The sequence below is a fragment of the Kribbella sp. VKM Ac-2568 genome, assembly GCF_004345365.1.
Classification (GTDB): Bacteria; Actinomycetota; Actinomycetes; order Propionibacteriales; family Kribbellaceae; genus Kribbella; species Kribbella orskensis.
In genome coordinates, this window is the sequence record NZ_SLVF01000014.1 from 174,777 (window position 1) to 193,214 (window position 18,438).

Annotated in this window: 16 protein-coding genes; 6 read left to right on the forward strand and 10 right to left on the reverse strand. The window is 62.5% G+C overall.

Annotated elements, in window-relative coordinates; all coding sequences use genetic code 11:
• Positions 1-31 precede the first annotated feature (31 nt).
• Both EV648_RS34295 and EV648_RS34300 read left to right on the forward strand, forming a co-directional pair.
• Entirely contained in the window at positions 32-325 is a 294-nt protein-coding gene (locus tag EV648_RS34295; protein WP_132299263.1) for a DUF1330 domain-containing protein, read from the forward strand.
• 95 nt (positions 326-420) lie between these two features.
• Entirely contained in the window at positions 421-774 is a 354-nt protein-coding gene (locus tag EV648_RS34300; protein WP_132299264.1) for a hypothetical protein, read from the forward strand.
• Between the two features lie 263 nt (positions 775-1,037).
• On the opposite strand, the gene EV648_RS42845 is transcribed toward EV648_RS34300, so the two are convergent.
• The 3 genes from EV648_RS42845 to EV648_RS34310 all read right to left on the reverse strand — a co-directional run bounded on the left by EV648_RS42845 (position 1,038) and on the right by EV648_RS34310 (position 2,879).
• Complete coding sequence (locus EV648_RS42845) at positions 1,038-1,181, reverse strand: hypothetical protein (RefSeq protein WP_158294148.1); 144 nt, start codon at positions 1,179-1,181, stop codon at positions 1,038-1,040.
• Positions 1,182-1,400: 219 nt separating this feature from the next.
• Entirely contained in the window at positions 1,401-2,360 is a 960-nt protein-coding gene (locus EV648_RS34305; RefSeq protein WP_132299265.1) for a YafY family protein, read from the reverse strand.
• Positions 2,361-2,531: 171 nt separating this feature from the next.
• Positions 2,532-2,879 (reverse strand): nucleotide pyrophosphohydrolase, encoded by a 348-nt coding sequence (locus EV648_RS34310; RefSeq protein ID WP_241995876.1) that lies wholly within the window; start codon positions 2,877-2,879, stop codon positions 2,532-2,534.
• Between the two features lie 146 nt (positions 2,880-3,025).
• Here EV648_RS34310 and EV648_RS34315 point away from each other — a divergent pair, with 146 nt between their 5' ends.
• A complete protein-coding gene (locus EV648_RS34315; RefSeq protein ID WP_132299266.1) occupies positions 3,026-4,918 on the forward strand; it encodes a DUF2075 domain-containing protein in 1,893 nt (630 codons plus the stop codon).
• Here the strand turns inward: EV648_RS34315 and EV648_RS34320 are convergent.
• The 6 genes from EV648_RS34320 to EV648_RS34345 are packed head-to-tail and all read right to left on the reverse strand — an operon-like array spanning position 4,915 to position 13,197.
• Positions 4,915-5,457 carry a hypothetical protein gene (locus EV648_RS34320; protein WP_132299267.1) on the reverse strand — a complete coding sequence of 181 codons (543 nt, stop codon included), beginning with the start codon at positions 5,455-5,457 and terminating at the stop codon, positions 4,915-4,917. The genes EV648_RS34315 and EV648_RS34320 overlap by 4 nt on opposite strands.
• Entirely contained in the window at positions 5,454-6,665 is a 1,212-nt protein-coding gene (locus tag EV648_RS34325; protein ID WP_132299268.1) for a DUF6339 family protein, read from the reverse strand. Before EV648_RS34325 ends, EV648_RS34320 begins: the two co-directional genes overlap by 4 nt.
• On the reverse strand, positions 6,662-7,552 hold the full coding sequence (locus EV648_RS34330; RefSeq protein WP_132299269.1) for a hypothetical protein: 891 nt from the start codon (positions 7,550-7,552) through the stop codon (positions 6,662-6,664). Before EV648_RS34330 ends, EV648_RS34325 begins: the two co-directional genes overlap by 4 nt.
• Positions 7,549-9,549 carry a hypothetical protein gene (locus EV648_RS34335; protein WP_132299270.1) on the reverse strand — a complete coding sequence of 667 codons (2,001 nt, stop codon included), beginning with the start codon at positions 9,547-9,549 and terminating at the stop codon, positions 7,549-7,551. Before EV648_RS34335 ends, EV648_RS34330 begins: the two co-directional genes overlap by 4 nt.
• The gene (locus tag EV648_RS34340) at positions 9,542-10,516 is read right to left on the reverse strand and encodes a PD-(D/E)XK motif protein (protein WP_132299271.1); all 975 of its coding nucleotides are present in this window, start codon (positions 10,514-10,516) and stop codon (positions 9,542-9,544) included. Before EV648_RS34340 ends, EV648_RS34335 begins: the two co-directional genes overlap by 8 nt.
• A gap of 14 nt (positions 10,517-10,530) precedes the next feature.
• Positions 10,531-13,197, reverse strand: coding sequence for a Z1 domain-containing protein (locus EV648_RS34345; protein WP_132299272.1), 2,667 nt, complete (start codon positions 13,195-13,197; stop codon positions 10,531-10,533).
• 390 nt (positions 13,198-13,587) lie between these two features.
• Between EV648_RS34345 and dcm the strand changes: the two genes are divergently transcribed.
• Positions 13,588-15,537, forward strand: a complete 1,950-nt coding sequence (dcm, locus tag EV648_RS34350; protein ID WP_132299273.1) for a DNA cytosine methyltransferase — start codon at positions 13,588-13,590, stop codon at positions 15,535-15,537.
• Here the strand turns inward: dcm and EV648_RS34355 are convergent.
• On the reverse strand, positions 15,526-16,812 hold the full coding sequence (locus tag EV648_RS34355) for an ATP-binding protein (RefSeq protein ID WP_132299274.1): 1,287 nt from the start codon (positions 16,810-16,812) through the stop codon (positions 15,526-15,528). The two genes, dcm and EV648_RS34355, sit on opposite strands and share 12 nt — an antisense overlap.
• An 89-nt stretch (positions 16,813-16,901) precedes the next feature.
• On the opposite strand from EV648_RS34355, the gene EV648_RS34360 reads away from it, so the two are divergent.
• Both EV648_RS34360 and EV648_RS34365 read left to right on the forward strand, forming a co-directional pair.
• Complete coding sequence (locus EV648_RS34360) at positions 16,902-17,357, forward strand: very short patch repair endonuclease (protein WP_241995877.1); 456 nt, start codon at positions 16,902-16,904, stop codon at positions 17,355-17,357.
• Positions 17,358-17,447: 90 nt separating this feature from the next.
• Positions 17,448-18,422: an aldo/keto reductase gene (locus EV648_RS34365; RefSeq protein ID WP_132299275.1), complete on the forward strand. Its 975-nt coding sequence runs from the start codon at positions 17,448-17,450 to the stop codon at positions 18,420-18,422.
• The last annotated feature ends 16 nt before the right edge of the window (positions 18,423-18,438 follow it).

The window sequence follows — 18,438 nt, forward strand, 5'->3', positions numbered from 1 at the left end:
CAGATGCACTCATCCCAACACTGGAGGTTCCATGCCCAAGGGCTACTGGGTCAGCGCCTACCGCACCATTTCAGACCCTGAGAAGCTAGCTGCTTACAACAAGCTGGCCCCTCCGGCCGTCAAGGCCGCGGGCGGTCGGGTCCTCCCCCGTGGCAGTCGGGTCGTGGCGCATGACGCCGGAATCGCCGAGCGCACCGTCCTGATCGAGTTCGACAGCTTCGAGCAGGCCGTCGCGGCGCACGAGAGTGCCGCCTACCAGGAGGCGCTGGTCGCCCTCTCCGACAGCGTCGAGCGCGACTTCCGCATCGTCGAAGGCATCGACTGACCGAGGTCCAGCCGGATCTTCACTGTGGATAACTCCAGAGGGCGGCGTCCCAATCGGCCTATTCTGTTGAGACTTCCGACCGGAGAGGGACCTCGATGAACCCTGAAACGCCGTACTTGCTCCCCGACGGGGAGCGTGTCTGGGTGATCGCGACCTCGGAGGCCTCGACGCTGCTGCCGAACCTCCTCCAACTCTTCCGCTCGGGGAAATCCGAGCCGATGGTCTTCGGGGACGCCGGCCATCCAGAGGGAGTGGTCATCCCGTGGGAGCTGTGGCAGCGACTTGACGCCCTCGCTGCGGACGAGGACGGCTTCGAGCATCTCTACGACATCACCCGCCAACGCCTGGCGGACAACCAGCCTTCCGTACCGCTTGAAGACGTAGCGGCCGAGATCGGCTGGGATCTGGACGAGGAGATCGACGACTCCGACTTCCGCAAGCCGAAATGACGCAGTACCGGCTTCTGTTGCAGCTCGGAGTCAGCCGACAGTTAGCCGCATTGAGCCACGCGGCGACGACGCAGCCGGGCGGTCTCCGCGAGCGCGAGCTCCGCGCACTCAAGGTCGGACTCCTGGCTTTGGCCAACGGGCGAGAAGAATCCTTCGACGGCAAGCGACTCGGCTTCTCGCCCAACCATCACGACCTCAGGGACTGCGCCGCGATCAAGTTGCCAGTTGTGCGGGAAACCCGGCACAACCAGGAGCTGGGTCCGTCACATCGTCTTGTCTATCGAGAGTTCGAGGCAGAAGACGACGGTCCGCCGTACCGGGAAGTGATCTCGTTCGAGCATCGGGGCAACGACCGCCCTTTTGAAGTAGCCGGCACCCGTCTCCGTCGCGAGGTTGGCGCCAGACACCAAACAATGGACGCCCTGTCTCACACGCGCCCGCAGTTCGGTACTCGAGGTCCGGGCGAAGCAGCGCCAATCCGCCAACCCCTACCACCCGACTTGCGAGCCGCCCTCACCGCGGCCTCCGGTGTCGCGCCCGCCCGCGGAGCCGTCAACAATCCCGGCGCCGGCCCAGTTCCTGCCCGCCGCGGTCGCCCAGCGGCACCTCCCGACCGACAGCGTTGACTACTGAAACCTCGCCGCCGCGCGGTGATACCGGTCGCCGACGTCCTTCACAGCAGCCGCCAACTCAGGAGCATCGAGTACTTCGAAGTCGGCGTCGAGCAGACCCAACCACAGTGCCAGCTGATGCGGCGCGTCCGAGCCCAACTCCACCTCGCACGTGCTGTCGTCGATCACCTCAGGATCGATCGGAATCGGCATCCGCCCCTGCACGTACTCCGCCGAAGCATGTACCCGCACCTTCGCCCGGTACTGCCAGGACGCCGTCCCGACAGTCCGCTGTACGAACTCCTTGACGCTCTCCTCGTCGAGCTCCCGAGGCACGAACCGCGGCCCAGTCGGCGTACGAGGCACCACCCGATCCACCCGGAACGTCCGCCAATCCCCCCGCTCCACATCCCACGCCACCAAATACCACCGCCGCCCCCAAGCCACCAGCCGATGCGGCTCCGTCGTACGGGTGCTCGCCGCGCCGTCGCGCTTCAGGTAGTCAAACCGCAACCGCTCACCAGCCCTGATCGCCCCAGCGATCGCCGTCAACACCTCAGCATCCACAGTCGGCCCGGACCCCGGCAGAGTCACCGTCGCCGCCTGCAACGCCCTCACCCGATGCCGAAGGCGAGCCGGCAACACCTGCTCCAACTTCACCAACGCCCTGACAGACGTCTCCTGAATCCCCGTCACACCCCCACCAGCAGCAGCCCCCAATCCCACCGCCACAGCCACAGCCTCCTCGTCATCCAACAACAACGGCGGCATCTGCCCCCCAGCCCCCAACCGATACCCACCAGCGACCCCCGGCCGAGCCTCTACCGGATATCCGAGGGCACGCAGCTTCTCCACATCGGCCCGGAGCGTTCGTGTCGACACACCGAGCCGCCCCGCCAACTCCGGCCCACCCCAGTCCCGCCGCCCCTGCAACAACGACAACAACCGAAGCAACCGCGCCGAAGTCTCCAACATGCCCCCATGATGCCTCCGATCGCGGCCAAGAACCTTCCGCAATTGGGCGAGATCAGCGCCCTCACGTCGCCGGCTGTCAGAGAGATCAACGCACGCGTCCTCGACCGCTGAGCGATCCTCACCACACGTCTCGACGGATCGCGCATCTGCTGCAGACGAGTCCTCGGCCGGTCAGGTCTTCTCGGGTGCTTCGCCACGGAAGTCGGTGGCTGGGAACCGTTCTGCCGAATTCTCGAGCTTCTGCCTGGCAACCTCGGCCAGATCGATGTCCAGCACATCGGCCAGGCGGACCAGGTAGGCGAGTACGTCAGCCATCTCCTCCCCAACCCGCCAACGCAGCGGGTCATTGCTGACCTTCTGTGCCGCCTCGTCGGCCGGCAACCATTGGAACAGCTCGGCGAGCTCGCCGACCTCCCCCACGAGGGCCAGGATCAGCGACTTCGGATCGTGGAACTGCGCCCAGTCACGCTCGTCGGTGAACGCCCGCATCCGGTCTCGCAACTCGATCAAATCTGACACGCCGCGAGCATGACACGGACCCTGCCGAGGTCGCCCACTGGATAGAGTTCGAGGCGCGGCCCGACGGGCTTCCGCCGAACCTCAGCGTTCACAGGACACGCCCCCACCCGCACGACTCTGTTCGTGCTGCCTGGGGGATGTAACCCGTGACGTTGTTTCGCCACTCTGCGGTCGGTTTCGCCGAGCTGACGCTGGATGGAACCTTGGCCGTGAGGATCGCCGAGCAGATGCGCTACCTCACCGGCCGCCGCCCCGCTCCGGCCGAGCTCCTCTCATGGGAACGCAGCCTGCCGATCCTCGCCCAGGACCTCATCCAGGCCGGCCTCGACAACGTCGAAGTCCTGATCGAGCACCACCTCCCGCTGACCTCGAAACGTGCCGATGTCGTACTGGCCGGCCGCCACCCGAAGACCGGCGCCGCGTCGTACGTGGTCGTCGAGCTCAAACAGTGGAGTCGCGCGGCAGCGTGGCAAGACGACCGCGAGCTCGTCCTCATCGACGGCTACCCGAACTCCCCACGCCTCCACCCTGTGGCCCAGGTTCGCGGGTACTGCGACTATCTGTCCGACTTCACCAAGATCCTCGACGGTCAGACGGATGCCGTCGCCGGCGCGGCGTACTTGCACAACGCGGTCGCCGAGTCCGCCGTACGCGACCTGTTCGACTACCCGCAGGACCAACGTGGTCGGCTCTTCATTGGAGCCCGCCGAACGGAGTTCGTCGACTTCCTGCGTGATCGGCTCGATCCGAAGGTTCCCGGCAGCCCGTACGCCGATCAGCTGATCAATTCGGCGGTCGCGCCGTCGAAGCAACTGCTGGCGGTTGCAGCTGACGAGGTCCAGAGGCGTGAGCAGTTCGTACTCCTCGCGGAGCAGAAGCTCGTTCATTCGATGGTGCTGCACAAGGTGGAACGAGCTCGGCAGGCGGACCAGAAGTCCATCATCATCGTCACCGGCGGACCTGGCAGCGGTAAGAGCGTGATCGCCCTGTCCCTGTTCGGCGAACTCTCCCGCCGCGGCCGCAGCGTGTTGCACGCGACCGGCTCTCGCTCGTTCACGCAGACGCTTCGCAAGGTCGCCGGCGCACGTCAACCGCGGGTCCAGCGGATGTTCAAGTACTTCAACCAGTTCATGGATGCCGAGCCCAACGACCTCGACGTACTGATCCTCGACGAGGCCCACCGCATCCGCGAGACGTCAGTCGACCGCTACACCCCTGCCCAGTTCCGTACCGGCCGTCCGCAGATCGAGGAGCTGGTCGCGGCCGCTCGAGTACCGGTCTTCCTCCTCGATGAGCACCAGGTCGTCAAGCCAGGCGAGCTCGGTACCGTCGCCGACATCGAGAGGTACGCCGCCTCCGTTGGCCTGCCCGCACCGATCCACATCAACCTCGACGGCCAGTTCCGCTGCGGTGGCAGCGAGGAGTACGTCCGGTGCGTGATGAACCTGCTGGGACTGGCGGACGGAGAGCCGACTCCGTGGGCAGGCGATCCATCCTTCGCCGTGGAGATCGCGGACACACCTGAGGCCATGGAGGCAATCCTCAGAGCCAAGGCCGCCGAAGGCTACGGAGCCCGAATCGCCGCCGGCTACTGCTGGCCCTGGAGCGACCCACGCCCGGACAAGACCCTCGTACCTGACGTACAGATCGGCGACTGGGCACGTCCGTGGAACCTCAAAGGCGACCGCAAGGTGGGCGACGCCCCACCAGCAGCCCTATGGGCCACCGACCCTAACGGCTTCGACCAGGTCGGCTGCGTCTACACCGCCCAAGGCTTCGAATACGACTGGAGCGGCGTAATCATCGGCCCCGACCTCGTCTGGCGCCACGGCCGCTTCACCACAGTCCGCAACGCTAACAAGGATCCAGCCTTCAAGAACCGCAAAACCATCGACGACCACACCTTCGACCGCCTAGTCCGCAACACCTACAAAGTCCTTCTGACTCGAGGCATGGTCGGCACCATCCTCTACTCCCCCGACCCAGAAACCCGCGACGCCTTGCACGAGCTCATGACCACAGGGCTCATTCGCGCCTAGTCACCGACGATAGGCGCTCCCAAGCCTTGGGCGCGCGACACCGCATGTTCTGTTGCTGCCTGATCGCGACCGGTCAGCAAGACAGTCCGAAGGCGCTCGGCCGTTAACCTCCCCTGGCTGTCAGCAATCGTTATGACGATGCGTTTCTGATCGTTGCCTCCGCCCGGCTTCGCGTCTTTCCGCCTTGCAATGCTCTTCTGCGCGCGCGTTATATCCCTCCGCAAGAGATGCGCGTCCTGCCCGGGGAGGTAGATCGGGAAGTCCAGCCGGAGCTCGCGCTCATCGACCGGAATTGCTCGCGCGACGCTTGAGTCGACAGCGATGCCCAGAATCGTGAGCCTCAGACTAATCAGGCGGCTGAGAAGCAGCTCAAGTCCCTCATGATAGTCAGCGTTCACCGATCGATCGCTCCCGCGCCCTCCCGCCTTGTGGTGGTACACGATATCGAAAACGACGACCGTGTTGATCTCGAACGTAGCGTCGACTACCGACGAGTCCTCGCGTAACGGCCGCAGAGGGCCACTTGAGGCCAATGTCACCGCCTCCTTCTCAGCAGCCGGCGCAGAGCATCGTCAACGGGCTTGCGATCCGTGTCCGGGATCTCGTGAGAAAGAGCCGAAGCCTCACCAGATGTGTCGACGCCCGGCATGGACTCAACCCCGCTATCAGTCAGAACGGGATCGCTCTCAACCACGACATAGTGGCTGCCTCGGCGGGCTCCGCGGTTCTCAAGTATGCCTTGAGCAGTCAGAGTCTTCAGCACTCTGCGCGCATCCTCCGACGTCACCGGAACGGCCTCCCGCAAGGTTGCATTGGTGACCCGGCCTGTGCGACGGGCGATCGCAAGAGCCGCTTGGGCGATGTCGACGAAGCTGCTCTCGTCCAGCGCGGACGCCATCGAGGAGCTGGCCGCACTGTCGGACTCGCCAATGGTGACTCTGTCCAGTTTGTACACGTCAGGCGACGGCGCGCTTGAGGTAGCCAGCGGCTTGGTCCCAGCACCCAGTGCCAGGCCGACAAGAGATGCGGCTGCATCATCGAATGTCCCACTGACCGTGGACTCCAACGCCTTGTCATCGAGAGCAGAGAACGAGACGAACGGAGTGAGCCGCAGGAATCTCTTCATAGCCTCGCGCATGAGCTGCATGCGTTCGGCTGCCTCATCGCGATCCACTCGGAGCAGGAACTCGGCAGCGATCAGTTTGGCCAACCTCCGGTCCGACGAAATAGTCGGGCGTTCCATGATGTTGACCAACTCGTCCTCACCCAGCCGGGTCAGGTCCGTCTCGGCACCGAGTACCTCTACGCGCCACCAGAGACGACGAAATGTGTTCCGGTTGACGTTGCCGATGAATCGACGTTCGTCAGCGTCCATGCCGAATCGCCACACAGCGACATCCAGGAGCCAGCAGCAGGTTAGGTAGCTCCACACCTCTTCATGTGCTGCTTCGTGAGGGGTGATCGGCAAGGACCTGTGGATGATCTCCGCTGCCTGACCTTCGAAGGCCGCTACGCCCTGACGGCTCAATTGGTTCGGCATACCGTGCTCACGGGCTAGCGTAAGGAGCTCCGACCTCAGTGCGCGCAACTGTGGGTCCCCCAACGGGGCGCCGCCGACCGCCGAGTACGTCAGCGACTCGTGCACTATAGGCATTGACTCACCGATGACGTCGAGGCCGCTGTCTGAGTAACGCTCAAGGATGCCCCGGGCGTCTTCCTTGGCCAATCTAGGTAGGACGGTCGTCATCCGAACACTCCCGACCGAGTCTGGAGCTCAGCGTCAAGCCTCGACGGATCCTCCTTGCGGCGAGCCGCCAGCGCCTTCACCGAGTACTCCGGCCAGTACATCGACAGTAGGTCGAAGAGCATGCGCCCGATTGTTCCCTCATCGAAGATCTCCGCATCCTCGACGAATCTCTCGTTCTCGAGAGCTCCGTGCACCAAGGAACGCGACACGTCGTACATCACGAAGGTCCTGACAAGCCCCGCGGTGGGATCCTTACTGCCCGAGCGCAATGCCGTCATCAGCTTGACGTCATCGGCGTTGACCAGCAGACGAAGACCACCCAGCACCGGTGCTTCAAGCTCATCCCTGTCCCAGTCAAGGGCCCATGATCCTCGGTCAGGCAACCGCGGGATCGACAAGAAGGAAACAGCCGTGATGGGGAACCTGGCGGCTCCGCCTTCGAGTTGGACACTCGATTTCTCATGCCAGAGGGTCGCGCCGGCGCGATTAGGAGAGATCCGACTTGCCTCCGCCCCCGGGTACTGAAGAACCACCCTGGTATGGAGATCGAGTCGGCCGCCCGACAAGCGACTCGGTATTCGAAGAGTCACCGGTGCACGCACGAGTCCGTCCAGGCTCCCGAGACTGACGACACTCGTATCCGCCAGTCTGGTCCTGTTCGAATACCACGAGGCAACCACGCTGAACGATGCATCGCTTCCGAGTCCACATGACTCTCGAACAACATCCAGATCAACATCTATGTCCCGGATGATCTCCAGATCCGTGTAGGGATCCCAGTGGTCGACACGATCAGCGACATCGGAGCCGTCGAGCCAGGTCCATGCATGAGCAGAGACAGCATCCTCGGGCGGGAGAAGATACGGCGTGGCGGGCAATGTCTTCACGCGACCACCGCCGAGATGTCAACCCGCATCATCGCCTCGTCACGAAGCGGGATCTCCACATACCAGCGTCCGTCGACATCGTCCGGACCGACGACCGGCCGCCCCTCATGGTGCTCGCGGGGGCCCGGACCTGACCAGCTCCTTACCACGGGTGGTGAGTAACCAAGCGGTGCATCTGCCTCGACCTGAGATCCGTCGTTCGTCATAACCTCCACGCGGGCGTCTAGAGCAACCCGCTGCCCGTACGTGCGGAGTTCGAACGCATAGCGCACTACAGCCGTACCGTCATTCGCGATGGCTAGGGACGGCTCTCCAACAGATCTTAGCTCCGGATACCTCCTGCGCACCGGAGGTGGAGCGTCCGCGTCCCGTGTGGAGCCCGCAGACGCACCCTCGGACGAGCCTCCCTGAGGCGCGCCGCCCACACCCTCCGAGACCCACACCCCGTCTGATGCCTTGCTGACACCAGCACGGCCAGGTGCGTTCCGACGTTTTCTCACATGCTTCGCCGTTGATGCGGCTGGTCGACGGGCTCCCGGCCCCTCCGCACCCGGCAGCAGCAGCGCAAGTGAGTCCGCGAATTCTCCGAGCGGGACCGCGTCGCCATCGACAACTGTCCCGCCTGCACCGTTGTAGCCTGCAGCCTCCCGACACAAGGAAGCAATTCGTTCCAACGCGACCTTCACGAATGTCCGCTGATGGTCCTCCCGCGAGACGGAGCGGTAGATCCAATCGTCATGGGTAGGCGGCTCGGCCCGACGGAACGCCTCGTCGACGTCCACACTGCATCGAAAGACGCCTGAGTAGCCCAGCCGTCCGACGATCGGGGACGGACCGGGGAGATATTTGACGACGAGCTCCGCGTTCCGCATCAACGCGACATGATGAACCGAATCCGCCGTGATCCGCGCGCCCTGCGGCACGGCGCGCTTCACAGGCAGCAATGGAGCCACCGGCCCCTTCTGTATCACTATCCGCCCGAGGGACCGCATCGGTCTCCGGCACTCGATCTGCCGATCGAGGACGAGTTCGTCATCACCATCGGGATCTTCGCGAAGTCGATCCATCGCCTCGACGAAGCCGCGAAGGCGTGGGTGCGTCCGGGGGTCAGGCAACCGAACAGGACGACCGTTTTCGAGCAAACGGAACTCCATCGTGCGCGCCACACCACCGCTGGTGGAGATGATTCGAGGCCAGAAGTTCCAGATCACTGCATCCGCGATGAACTCGAGCGTACGGTCCTTCTCGTCGTCGGACTCCGGTGCGACTCCGGGCGCAACGACGACCACGGTGGTGCCGAGCTCCGAGATATCAGACCTGTCGGGAAGGCCCAGGAGCTCCGCTACCTCGTTCGCCCGATTGCCGGTCAGCGGCTCGGGAACATCGTCCTCTATCACGCCCCACCAGTGTCTGCCGGTGTAGGGCCGTCCGTCCTCATCGAAATTCTCACCGAGCGCGCACGCAAGTAGCCGCCGCTCGAGTTGACCGTCACCATTGATACACAAGGTATCGACAATGATCGTCCGCGCCCGGCTCGCTATATAGAACGCGGCCTTGCCATAACCGAAGGAACCACCGCCCAGATCCTTGTCCGGCGGCTGTCCGATATTTCGGACGAAATCGACGAAGTCCCGCTTCATACCTGGTCGATCCGCCCGGGTCGGGCCACCCAGGCCGTCGGTGCCGAAGTCAGCGAAGTACAGGATTTCCATCCCAGGAGTCAGCTGTTCGGCGAGCGGTAGACCCGGCGGCGGATCTACCAGGAATTCTTGGCGGACTGCGGCCAGGCGTTGGTCATCTAATATCCGCCGACCGATCTCGACTTGGATCTTACCCACGTCTGGTCGCTTCGCATCCCAGCAGTTCTGGACTGCCTCCCGGACGAGCACCTCCAGCGCCTCGATGTCAGGTCGGCCGAGCTGATTGAGAACGCCTTCGGCAGCCAGACCGCCCGTCGGATTGTAAGGCTCCGAATATCTCGCGGCAACCTCACCCATCCGATTCGCCCGTCGCGAGCCCGTTTACGATATCCATATATCCAACCATATCCAGCGCATGCTCAAGCGCATGATCCAAATCGACCTGATACCTCACATCAATCACCCCGAGCGGCCGGGCTTCATTCTTGTACGACGACGATATAATTCGAGGCATCGAGTCATCAACGGGAAACGTCAGCCGTTCACGCACCTCGAATCCAATATCCGACAGTAGGCCAAGCTGTCCGATATTCACACCTGAGCGCGTCAGCGAAGTGAACAGACTCTCGGTATTGACGCCGAGCGCCAATAGTTCATCGACCACCGATGGTATCGATCTGCCAGCCTGCGCAGACTCCTCCAACCTAACAAAATGAAGGAAGAGCGCGCCCCCTTCCGGCGATTCGAGCTGATCATCCCCATGAATAGTCACCACGCGTGACGTATGCGACCGCGTCACCTTGACTTCCATCGCCAACGGTCCGCGTCGGAAGTCATGCCGCGAGCCGAACGGTCCTCCCCACACGTCCGTCCGACGGCGGGCGTCCGCTCTCACTATATCCAAAAGCAATAGCATCTCACCGAACAGGGCGGCCAGCATATCGCGGCTCGGCGGCGGACCATCACCGGATAGGAACAGTTGCCATCGATCAAGAACTTGTTCCACCACTCGCGCTGGCGATGATCGATCCACCTCAAGCTGGTGGGAAACAGCGAGAACAAAGTGCTCGAATACTTCCTCCAATGCCTCGAGCACGCATTCAATATCGATAAAGCGAGTGGTCCGGCCGCCAACATAGAGGTCACGCAAGGCAACCTTCAGCGTCGCGACTCTGATCTCTGGCACTTGGCCGTCAGAAGGCAGGAGGAGGTGTTGCCGGCGATCGGCATCAACTCCTAGAAAGATTTCACTGGACCCGTCCAGTCTGCGAATCATCAACTCATCATTGCCCGGTGATGCTGTGCGCAGAGCCACGTAGGTCATCCGGATATCGTCGATCACATCGCGCCCCGGTCAGCGTCCGACTCGTCCGGCTCGTCGGCCTCGTCGGGAGCCTCCACTTCCACACTCATGGACGCGACATCTGCCGTCAGATACTCAAGCTTCGCTGCCCTTGAGCTGCTTTCAGGGAAGACGAGACCGAGACCGATCACATGATCGGCAGCTTTGAGGTCGATTCTTGTCTTCGCCGTCCCTCGCACCGGCCGACTATCCTTCGATACGGGGTAGACAAGAAGAATCCCGGAACCATCACCTCGGCCGCCTTGCGAGGGAAGGTTCCTCATCCTAGCCATGTCTGCGTTGGTGATCTCGCCGGACAACTCAGCTGCGGATATCCCGAGATCGATCACGCGGTCGTTGCGGCTCATGAGCGTCTTGATATCAGCGTACGTAGCCCCACCGACCACTTTCAGGCGCGCGCGGTTTATGCAACCGGACAGCTCCGGCAGACCGAGGTCGACATCGCCGAGATAATCAGATTTACCCGCCCTAGCCATGATTGCGATCTTGAAGTGCATCAACTCCCCCTCCTCCCGCCGCGCCTCGATGTACCGCCGCAGAAGACCACTGTCGAGATCCCGACTGTTCTCATGGAACTTATATGCGTCCAAGAATTCTACAACACGCACTGACGAAACCGGACCGACGACCGTTATACCGGGTCTCACTTGCGTGATTACACTATCATGGACGGAGTCCATAAGACTTTTCACGGCCGCGATATTATTTCCGAGCCAATCAGGATCACGATGATTGAACAGGATGGTCTGGATCCGTCGCCCAGAGTAGGAGATATCCGCTTGCCGCGCGGTCTGCATCTTCGAGGCCGCAGTAATAGCCAATTTCGGATGGGTGCGAATATTGACACCGAGGACATCCGGTTTGACGTGCTCTCTCTCATAACGCTCGATATCGTACCTTATTTCCTGCTCGACCGTGGCGAGGTGATGGAACCACTCACGCATCTCATCTGTCATCCAGATCCGGGTCAGATCCGCATATCCGTTCCTGTATCCGAACCACCTTCCCATTTGGAGCAACGTGTCGTATGCAGATGCAGTACGCACGAAGAACGACACTGCCAGCCCTTCCAGGGTCAGTCCACGCGACAAAGTGTTACCACCCACAGCTACAATCACTCGCGGATCGCTATCATCGAAGTTCAACCGCTCGGTGCTGCGCGAGTTATCGGTTACTACCACTGCATCTTCTGCGACCGCCGGCAACAGCGCCAGGACATCGTCCCACTCCACCGCTGACTGTCCGAAGTCCGACGCCGGAACCCTCTTGCATTCCTCCTGCCAGACAAATTCCAAGGCTGCGACGAGATCTGCGTCGCGCCGTGCGAGCGCCTTCGCGAGTGATTCCAGGTGACTGCTGATCGCCTCAGCCAAGCGTTCGTGCACATCGATGTGTTGTGAAGTGTGAACGAGCGCCGTCGCATGGCGATTGCCTTTGGCGCGGATCCTGCGCGCAGCGGTACTCAGCAGGAAGTACTTCAGCGCCTCATCCAGGCTCGGCGTGATCGTCGGTTCGAATTCATGCCGGGTAGCCGCCCCGCGAGGGCGGAGCCCGTCGATCTCCTCGATGGCGACGCTGCGGACGAAGTCATGGCCGTCGTCGCCGACGTCCTCCGCATCGAACTCAATCGGCTCCCGCCCAAAGATCGCCTCGGGCCCGATATAGATTTCCGGCCTGGGAAGGTCAACGATGAAGTCCCGCGGGTACAGATCCTCATAATTCTTCGGATCAATCAGAACATTGGCGAACGGCGTTGCCGTGTAGCCGACATAGGCAGACTTCGGAAGCTTGTTGACTATGCTGCGTATCAGGCTATTTATCGTACTTGGCTGGCGGTCCGGCTTCGCGGTATTGACAGTCGCTTGGTCCGCCTCATCATCGATGATGAGTACTGGACAGTCCGCGAGGACATTCGCACGCGCTGCGAACAACCATTTGTTCAGGGCACGCAGCCTGGGTCCGTTCTTCTTCACGATCGCCAGCACCCGCTGGTTCCGCGTAGCCAGCAGGGCATCCACATTTGCGGTCGCGCGGAAGTCGCCTTCGTTGGTGAGACGGTTCCACAAGTCGGGATTCCGCTCCCAGAGCTGCTCGTTCAGGCGGTCCTGCGTCTGCTGGCGGAGTGCGTCGTGGATGCCGGACAGGACGATGAAGAATCGATAACCTGCATCCGCGGCCTTCGCGATCACGGCCGTGAAGTTCGTCGTCTTGCCACTCTGCACATACCCGAGGACAAGGCCACGACATTGATAGTCAGTCTGGCCATGAGGATTGGGCAGTTGGGCAACGACCTTGGTTGAGGCGTCATCCAGGTCGCGTAACGCGTCTCCTCCCCACCCGTCAGCCTCAAGGATCTCGACTAGCGAGGTCCAGTTCTGGTCTTCGGCCCGCGGTCCGGCGTACCAGGACTCGATGTTTCCGGCAACCACCGCCCTCGGATTCTGCGCCGTCTGAATCTGCTCGGCCAACTCCCTGATCCGTGCGGCCGCAGCATCCACCCGGGCATGGTCGATGTACTCCCGGGCTTCCGCGACCGCCTGCTCGAGGCTGACTCCGCGACCGTCGCGCATCGTCCGAGCGAGGTTCCGGATCACTGGATCGTCGGCGCTCAAAGCATCCAGATCACTGAATGACTCACTCATACAATCCACCTGCCGGGAATAGTGCAGCGCAGAGCCCCAGGCGTGAAAGGCATACTTCCGCGCGTGAAAGGCATACTTCCGCGCCGGTCTGCTTCTGGATGTGCCTGCCGGTCTATCCCCACGCGAGCCCCTCGTTAGTTTATGAAATCACTGTCATCGCGCTCCGTAGCCTGACGTTACCGTTGAGCGATGAGCTCCACCAGATACTCGGCGCACTGACGTGCTGGGTGGCCACGTTGTGCCACTAGCGCGTCTATCGTTCGGCTGCCTGCAGCGTTACGGCGCGCCACGACGGCACCCCTCCTCGGACGGGAAGCATCGGATGAGTGAGACCGTGTCGTCCGGCTCTGACCTCCTGGCGGCCCCTTAGACTGCGGCGAAGGAGTGATGATGACGACCGCTGGGCAACGCAAGATGGGGGTCAAGCTCGTTCGGGGCCCCTTCGTACGACTTGAACCGCATCCCGAGCACTGCACGACCGAGGAGTCATACCTAGAACTGTGTGACCGGCTACGCAAGAAATCTGGGCAGCTCCTCGCCGCAGATCTGTTCGCTGGCGCTGGTGGTCTCAGCCACGGCTTGGAACAGTCAGGCATGCGTGTCGTCCTAGCCGCCGATCACGATACTGAAGCCTTGGAGACACATCGTCACCATTTCGGTGGCCTGATGGTCGACTGGGATCTCGGGGATCCGCGTGTCGTCGAGAAGGTCGCTCATCTGGTCAAGAAAGGTGGGGTGGACGTCCTGGCGGGCGGACCGCCCTGTCAGCCGTTCTCGAAAGCTGGAAGGTCGGGCATTCGACACCGAGTCCGGCAGGGCCTTCGCGAGCCGATCGATCAACGCCGGGATCTCTGGCGTTCCTTCTTGGAAGTTGTCCGCCTTGCCGGCCCGTCGGCCGTGATCATGGAGAACGTTCCGGACATGGCGCTCGACCGCGAGATCTTCATCCTGCGAACGATGGTGCTTGAACTGGAGCAGATGGGTTACGCCGTCGAAGAGAGAATCGTCGACACCTGGCGTTACGGCGTTCCACAGTTCCGGCAGAGGCTGATCCTTGTCGCATTGCGGGATCGTCAGGTCTTCGAGTGGCCTGCGGAGACGGAGAAGAAGGTCACGGTCAGCAATGCCATTTCGGACTTGCCACCCGTTGCAGGTGGCTGGCGGCCGGCCGGTGGCGCCGAGGGATGGGCGGAGTATGACGGCCCGGTCACTGAGTTCCAGAAGGCCATGCGCCGTCAGGTTGACCCCGACGCCCACAAGAAGGTTTACGACCACATCACTCGCCCTGTCCGTGAGGACGATGCGGTTGCGTTCGAGCTACTCGGCTCGAATATGCGCTACTCGGAGCTGCCGGACGAGTTGAAGCGCTACAGGGATGACATCTTCGACGACAAGTACAAGCGCTTGGACGGTGACGACCTCTCGCGCACGATCACCGCGCATATCGCCAAAGACGGCTACTGGTATATCCACCCTGTTCAGAACCGTACGCTGACGATCCGCGAAGCTGCCCGCCTCCAGACATTCCCGGATCACTTTCGTTTCGCCGGTCCGCCGTCCGCGGCCTTCCGTCAGATCGGAAACGCCGTCCCGCCCCGCTTGGGAGCAGTGATCGGGGCCGGCATACAGGAGGCTCTCGGCCGGGGCCAGCGCGCTGATTTCACCTCTGAAGAACTTGCCGCAAGCCTGGCCGCCTGGTTCCAGGCGACAGAACATCTCTTTCTGCCTTGGCTCAAGGCCGAGAACCGTTGGCAGGTTCTGATGGCCGAGCGTCTGCTGGACCGCGCTCCGACCACTAGCATCAACTCGCTGTGGCCGTTGCTGCAACGGTGGAAGTCGCCGCGTGACGTCGCTGACCATCAAGAAGAGCTGCTGATGATGGGCGGCTGGATAGGGCGCGAAGGACGAGCATCAGCAGTCGGCCAGATCGCTACGGCGTTAACAGGACGCGGTGAACCACCGCTCGACGACGCAACTGTACGCCAGCTCGCGACGGAGCGACTGGTCACGGAGGCGGAAGCCGATCTGGCGTCCCTCGTTGTCCCTGAAGGTGCAGCGGATGACGGAGAAGAGCCGGTCCTCGTCACCAAGGGAGTCCTCAGAGTGGCGGCACGGTTCGTCGGCGAAACAATCGACCGTCGCAACCGGAAGACGGACGGGAGGCTGGCCGTCGCGCGGATGATTGGCTATGGCTTCGCCAGTCGGCAGGCGCATCTTGCCCTCATCGAGCTCGCGTCGGACATCTGCGGTCCGACTGAGCCTGCGTGCGATAGATGCCCGCTCAGCCGTGCGTGCAGCTCCTCCCCCGTCACGATGGACGCGGCAGGTTCATCGGTCTAGCCCGAGGGCCTTCCAGAGGTCCGGGTTGCGCACCTTCAGAACCTCGAATGCCTGTGTGAGCGCTCCGAGTTGACCGGCTTCCATAGCGGCAGCTCGGAGTGAGACCCCGACGTCCCCCAGGTCGACCTGCCGGCGGTCGGACGTGGTTGCAGCAGGCTTTGAACGACTGGCTTTCCGGTAGGTGTCATCAGCAGTTACGCAGAGCTCATGAACCGGCCGCTCCAGCATCTGCTTGAGCGAAGGCGGGATATTGACCCGCATCTTGGCAACGTTGATCTGGAAGGCCTCGTCCAGGTCAGTGTCGAAGTCGAGCGAGGCACGCGCGAGCTTGGTGTGCTCGTCGACCGCGCGGAGGCCGCTCCAGCCTCCGAACTGGACCATGCGATTCGCACGATAGATATATAGCCCCTGTTGTCGATTCCATTTCAAAGGACCCGAGAGTTCCTCGAACTCGGCCGGGGACGAGAACTTGTTCTTGGGCGGCAGTACGAAGCCGCGCATTGCAACCTCGCCGGTCGTCCCACCGACCTCCAGCTCGAAGAGCTGCGGAGGAAATGACACCGTCGCCAGCTCATCCACCGCGAAAGGATCCCATGGCTTCAACTTCTCACCGTTGACGGACAACACAAGTTGCCGGCCATCGGGTAGGCCAGAGATGAACCGGTGGAACACCATCCGGAGGTGCTGCGCAGTCTTCTGCGCCAAACCGGCCATCCGCCGACGACCCCACCCGGTCTCGGCCTGCCTGCCGGCCAGAACGCGGTCCAACTTCTGCCAGATGACCACCGTCCCCGGCCCCTCCCCCAACGCACTGGTCGCACGCCGGAGCAGCTCCGTTGGTTCGTCGTCAACGATCAGCCACTCATCCCACTCCTCGATCAGATCGAGATCGAGAGTCCTTGTACTGATCCGAGCCACCGACGCCGAGCGTCGTGAAGCAACCGTCAACCTGCGACATTGCGATAATGAAGCAGTCTTCAGTCCAAGCCCGAAGCGGCCCAAGTCGCCGCGACCGTACGCCCGGCGAGTGCCATATCTCAGCGCTTCTACCAACCCGTTCGCTGACATACCGTCACCGTCATCACTGATAGTGACATACGATTCGCCGGGATCGAAGGCGATCTCGACGTCTACTCTTGTCGCGTTCGCAGCAACCGAGTTGTCCACCAAGTCAGCGATGGCCGTGTGGAAGTCGTAACCGATGTCTCGTAGGGAGCCGGTCAGGCGAGCTGCTGATGGCGTCACCTCTAGAGACTTCGGCAGAGTGCGGGACATGCCACCTCCATGATCAGAACTAACGATTGCACGGGACCGAGAGCGTGGCTGGTAGATCTCTCGTGTGTCGAACGGAAGACTAGGTCATCGTGCCGACAACCCAGCCCGAACGACCCGCGATGAAGTCGTGGGCCTCGTCACCAGCGGTCCGGCGCAACATGCAGGCGAACCGCGGCCGGGACACTTCTCCCGAGCTCGCGATCCGCTCCCTGCTTCACGCGCGCGGACTACGCTATAGGGTGAACGCACCTCTTGAGTTCGACCGTCGGCGCCGCGCAGACATCACGTTCCCGCGCCTCCAGCTCGCAATCTTCATCGATGGTTGCTACTGGCACGGTTGCGTCGAACACTTCCAGACACCGAAAACCAATATGGCCTTCTGGCTGCAGAAGATCGGGGCCAATCAGACGAGAGACCGGCATACGGACGGAATGTTGAGGGCCGCGGGGTGGACCGTGCTGCGCTTCTGGGAGCACGAGAAGCCAGAGCTGGTCGCCGATCAGATCGCCGAGACTGTAGGACAACTACGCGAGCCTCGGACCTAAGGGTCTACCGATCCAGTTATCAGCTGCAGCGATCGTATTGAGCGGATTCCCCTGTTGGACATCTGCACTTGGCGGCGCGAGGTTGGAGGTATGGACTTCACTCATCTTGGCCGGACCGGCCTTACTGTCAGCCGTATTTGCCTGGGCACGATGAACTTCGGGCCGCACACGAGCGTGGAGGACTCCCACGCGATCATGGATGCGGCCCATGAGAAGGGGATCAACTTCTTCGATACCGCCAACGGGTACGGGCGGTCGATCTACCCGGGGCGTACTGAGGAGATCGTTGGTGAGTGGTTCGCGAAGGACCCGGCGAACCGGCACAAGACTGTGCTCGCTACCAAGGTGTACGGCGACATGGGCGAGGGGTGGCCTAACGAGGGCAAGCTCTCGGCGCTCAACATCCGCCGGGCACTTGACGCGAGTCTGAAGCGGTTGCAGACGGACTACATCGATCTGTACCAGTTCCACCACGTCGACCGGGCCACTCCGTGGGATGAGATCTGGCAGGCGATGGAGGTCGCGGTACAGCAGGGGAAGATTCTGTACGCCGGGTCCAGCAACTTCGCCGGGTGGCACATCGCCCAGGCGCAGGCGGCCGCGGACAAGCGCAACTACACCGGGCTCGTCAGCGAGCAGTCGATCTACAACCTGATCGTGCGGGACGTCGAGCGCGAGGTGCTGCCGGCCGCCCAGGAATACGGTCTCGGCGTCATCCCCTGGTCGCCGCTGCAGGGTGGTCTGCTTGGCGGTGTGCTCCGCAAGGAGAACGAGGGCGTCCGCCGGCTAGAGGGCCGCTCCAGGGAGACCGTGGAGAAGCTGCGCCCTCAGATCGAGCAGTACGAGGCGTTCGCGGACGAGCTCGGACACGCGCCGGGAGATGTCGCACTCGCTTGGCTCCTCCACCAGCCGGCGGTGACCGGCCCGATCGTCGGCCCCCGCACGATGGAGCAGCTCGAGTCCGCAGTACGCGCGGTCGACGTCAAGCTCGACGACAAGGCCTTGGCCCGCCTCGACGAGATCTTCCCGGGCTACAAGACGGCCCCTGAGGACTACGCTTGGTGACACTGATGGTGTGAGT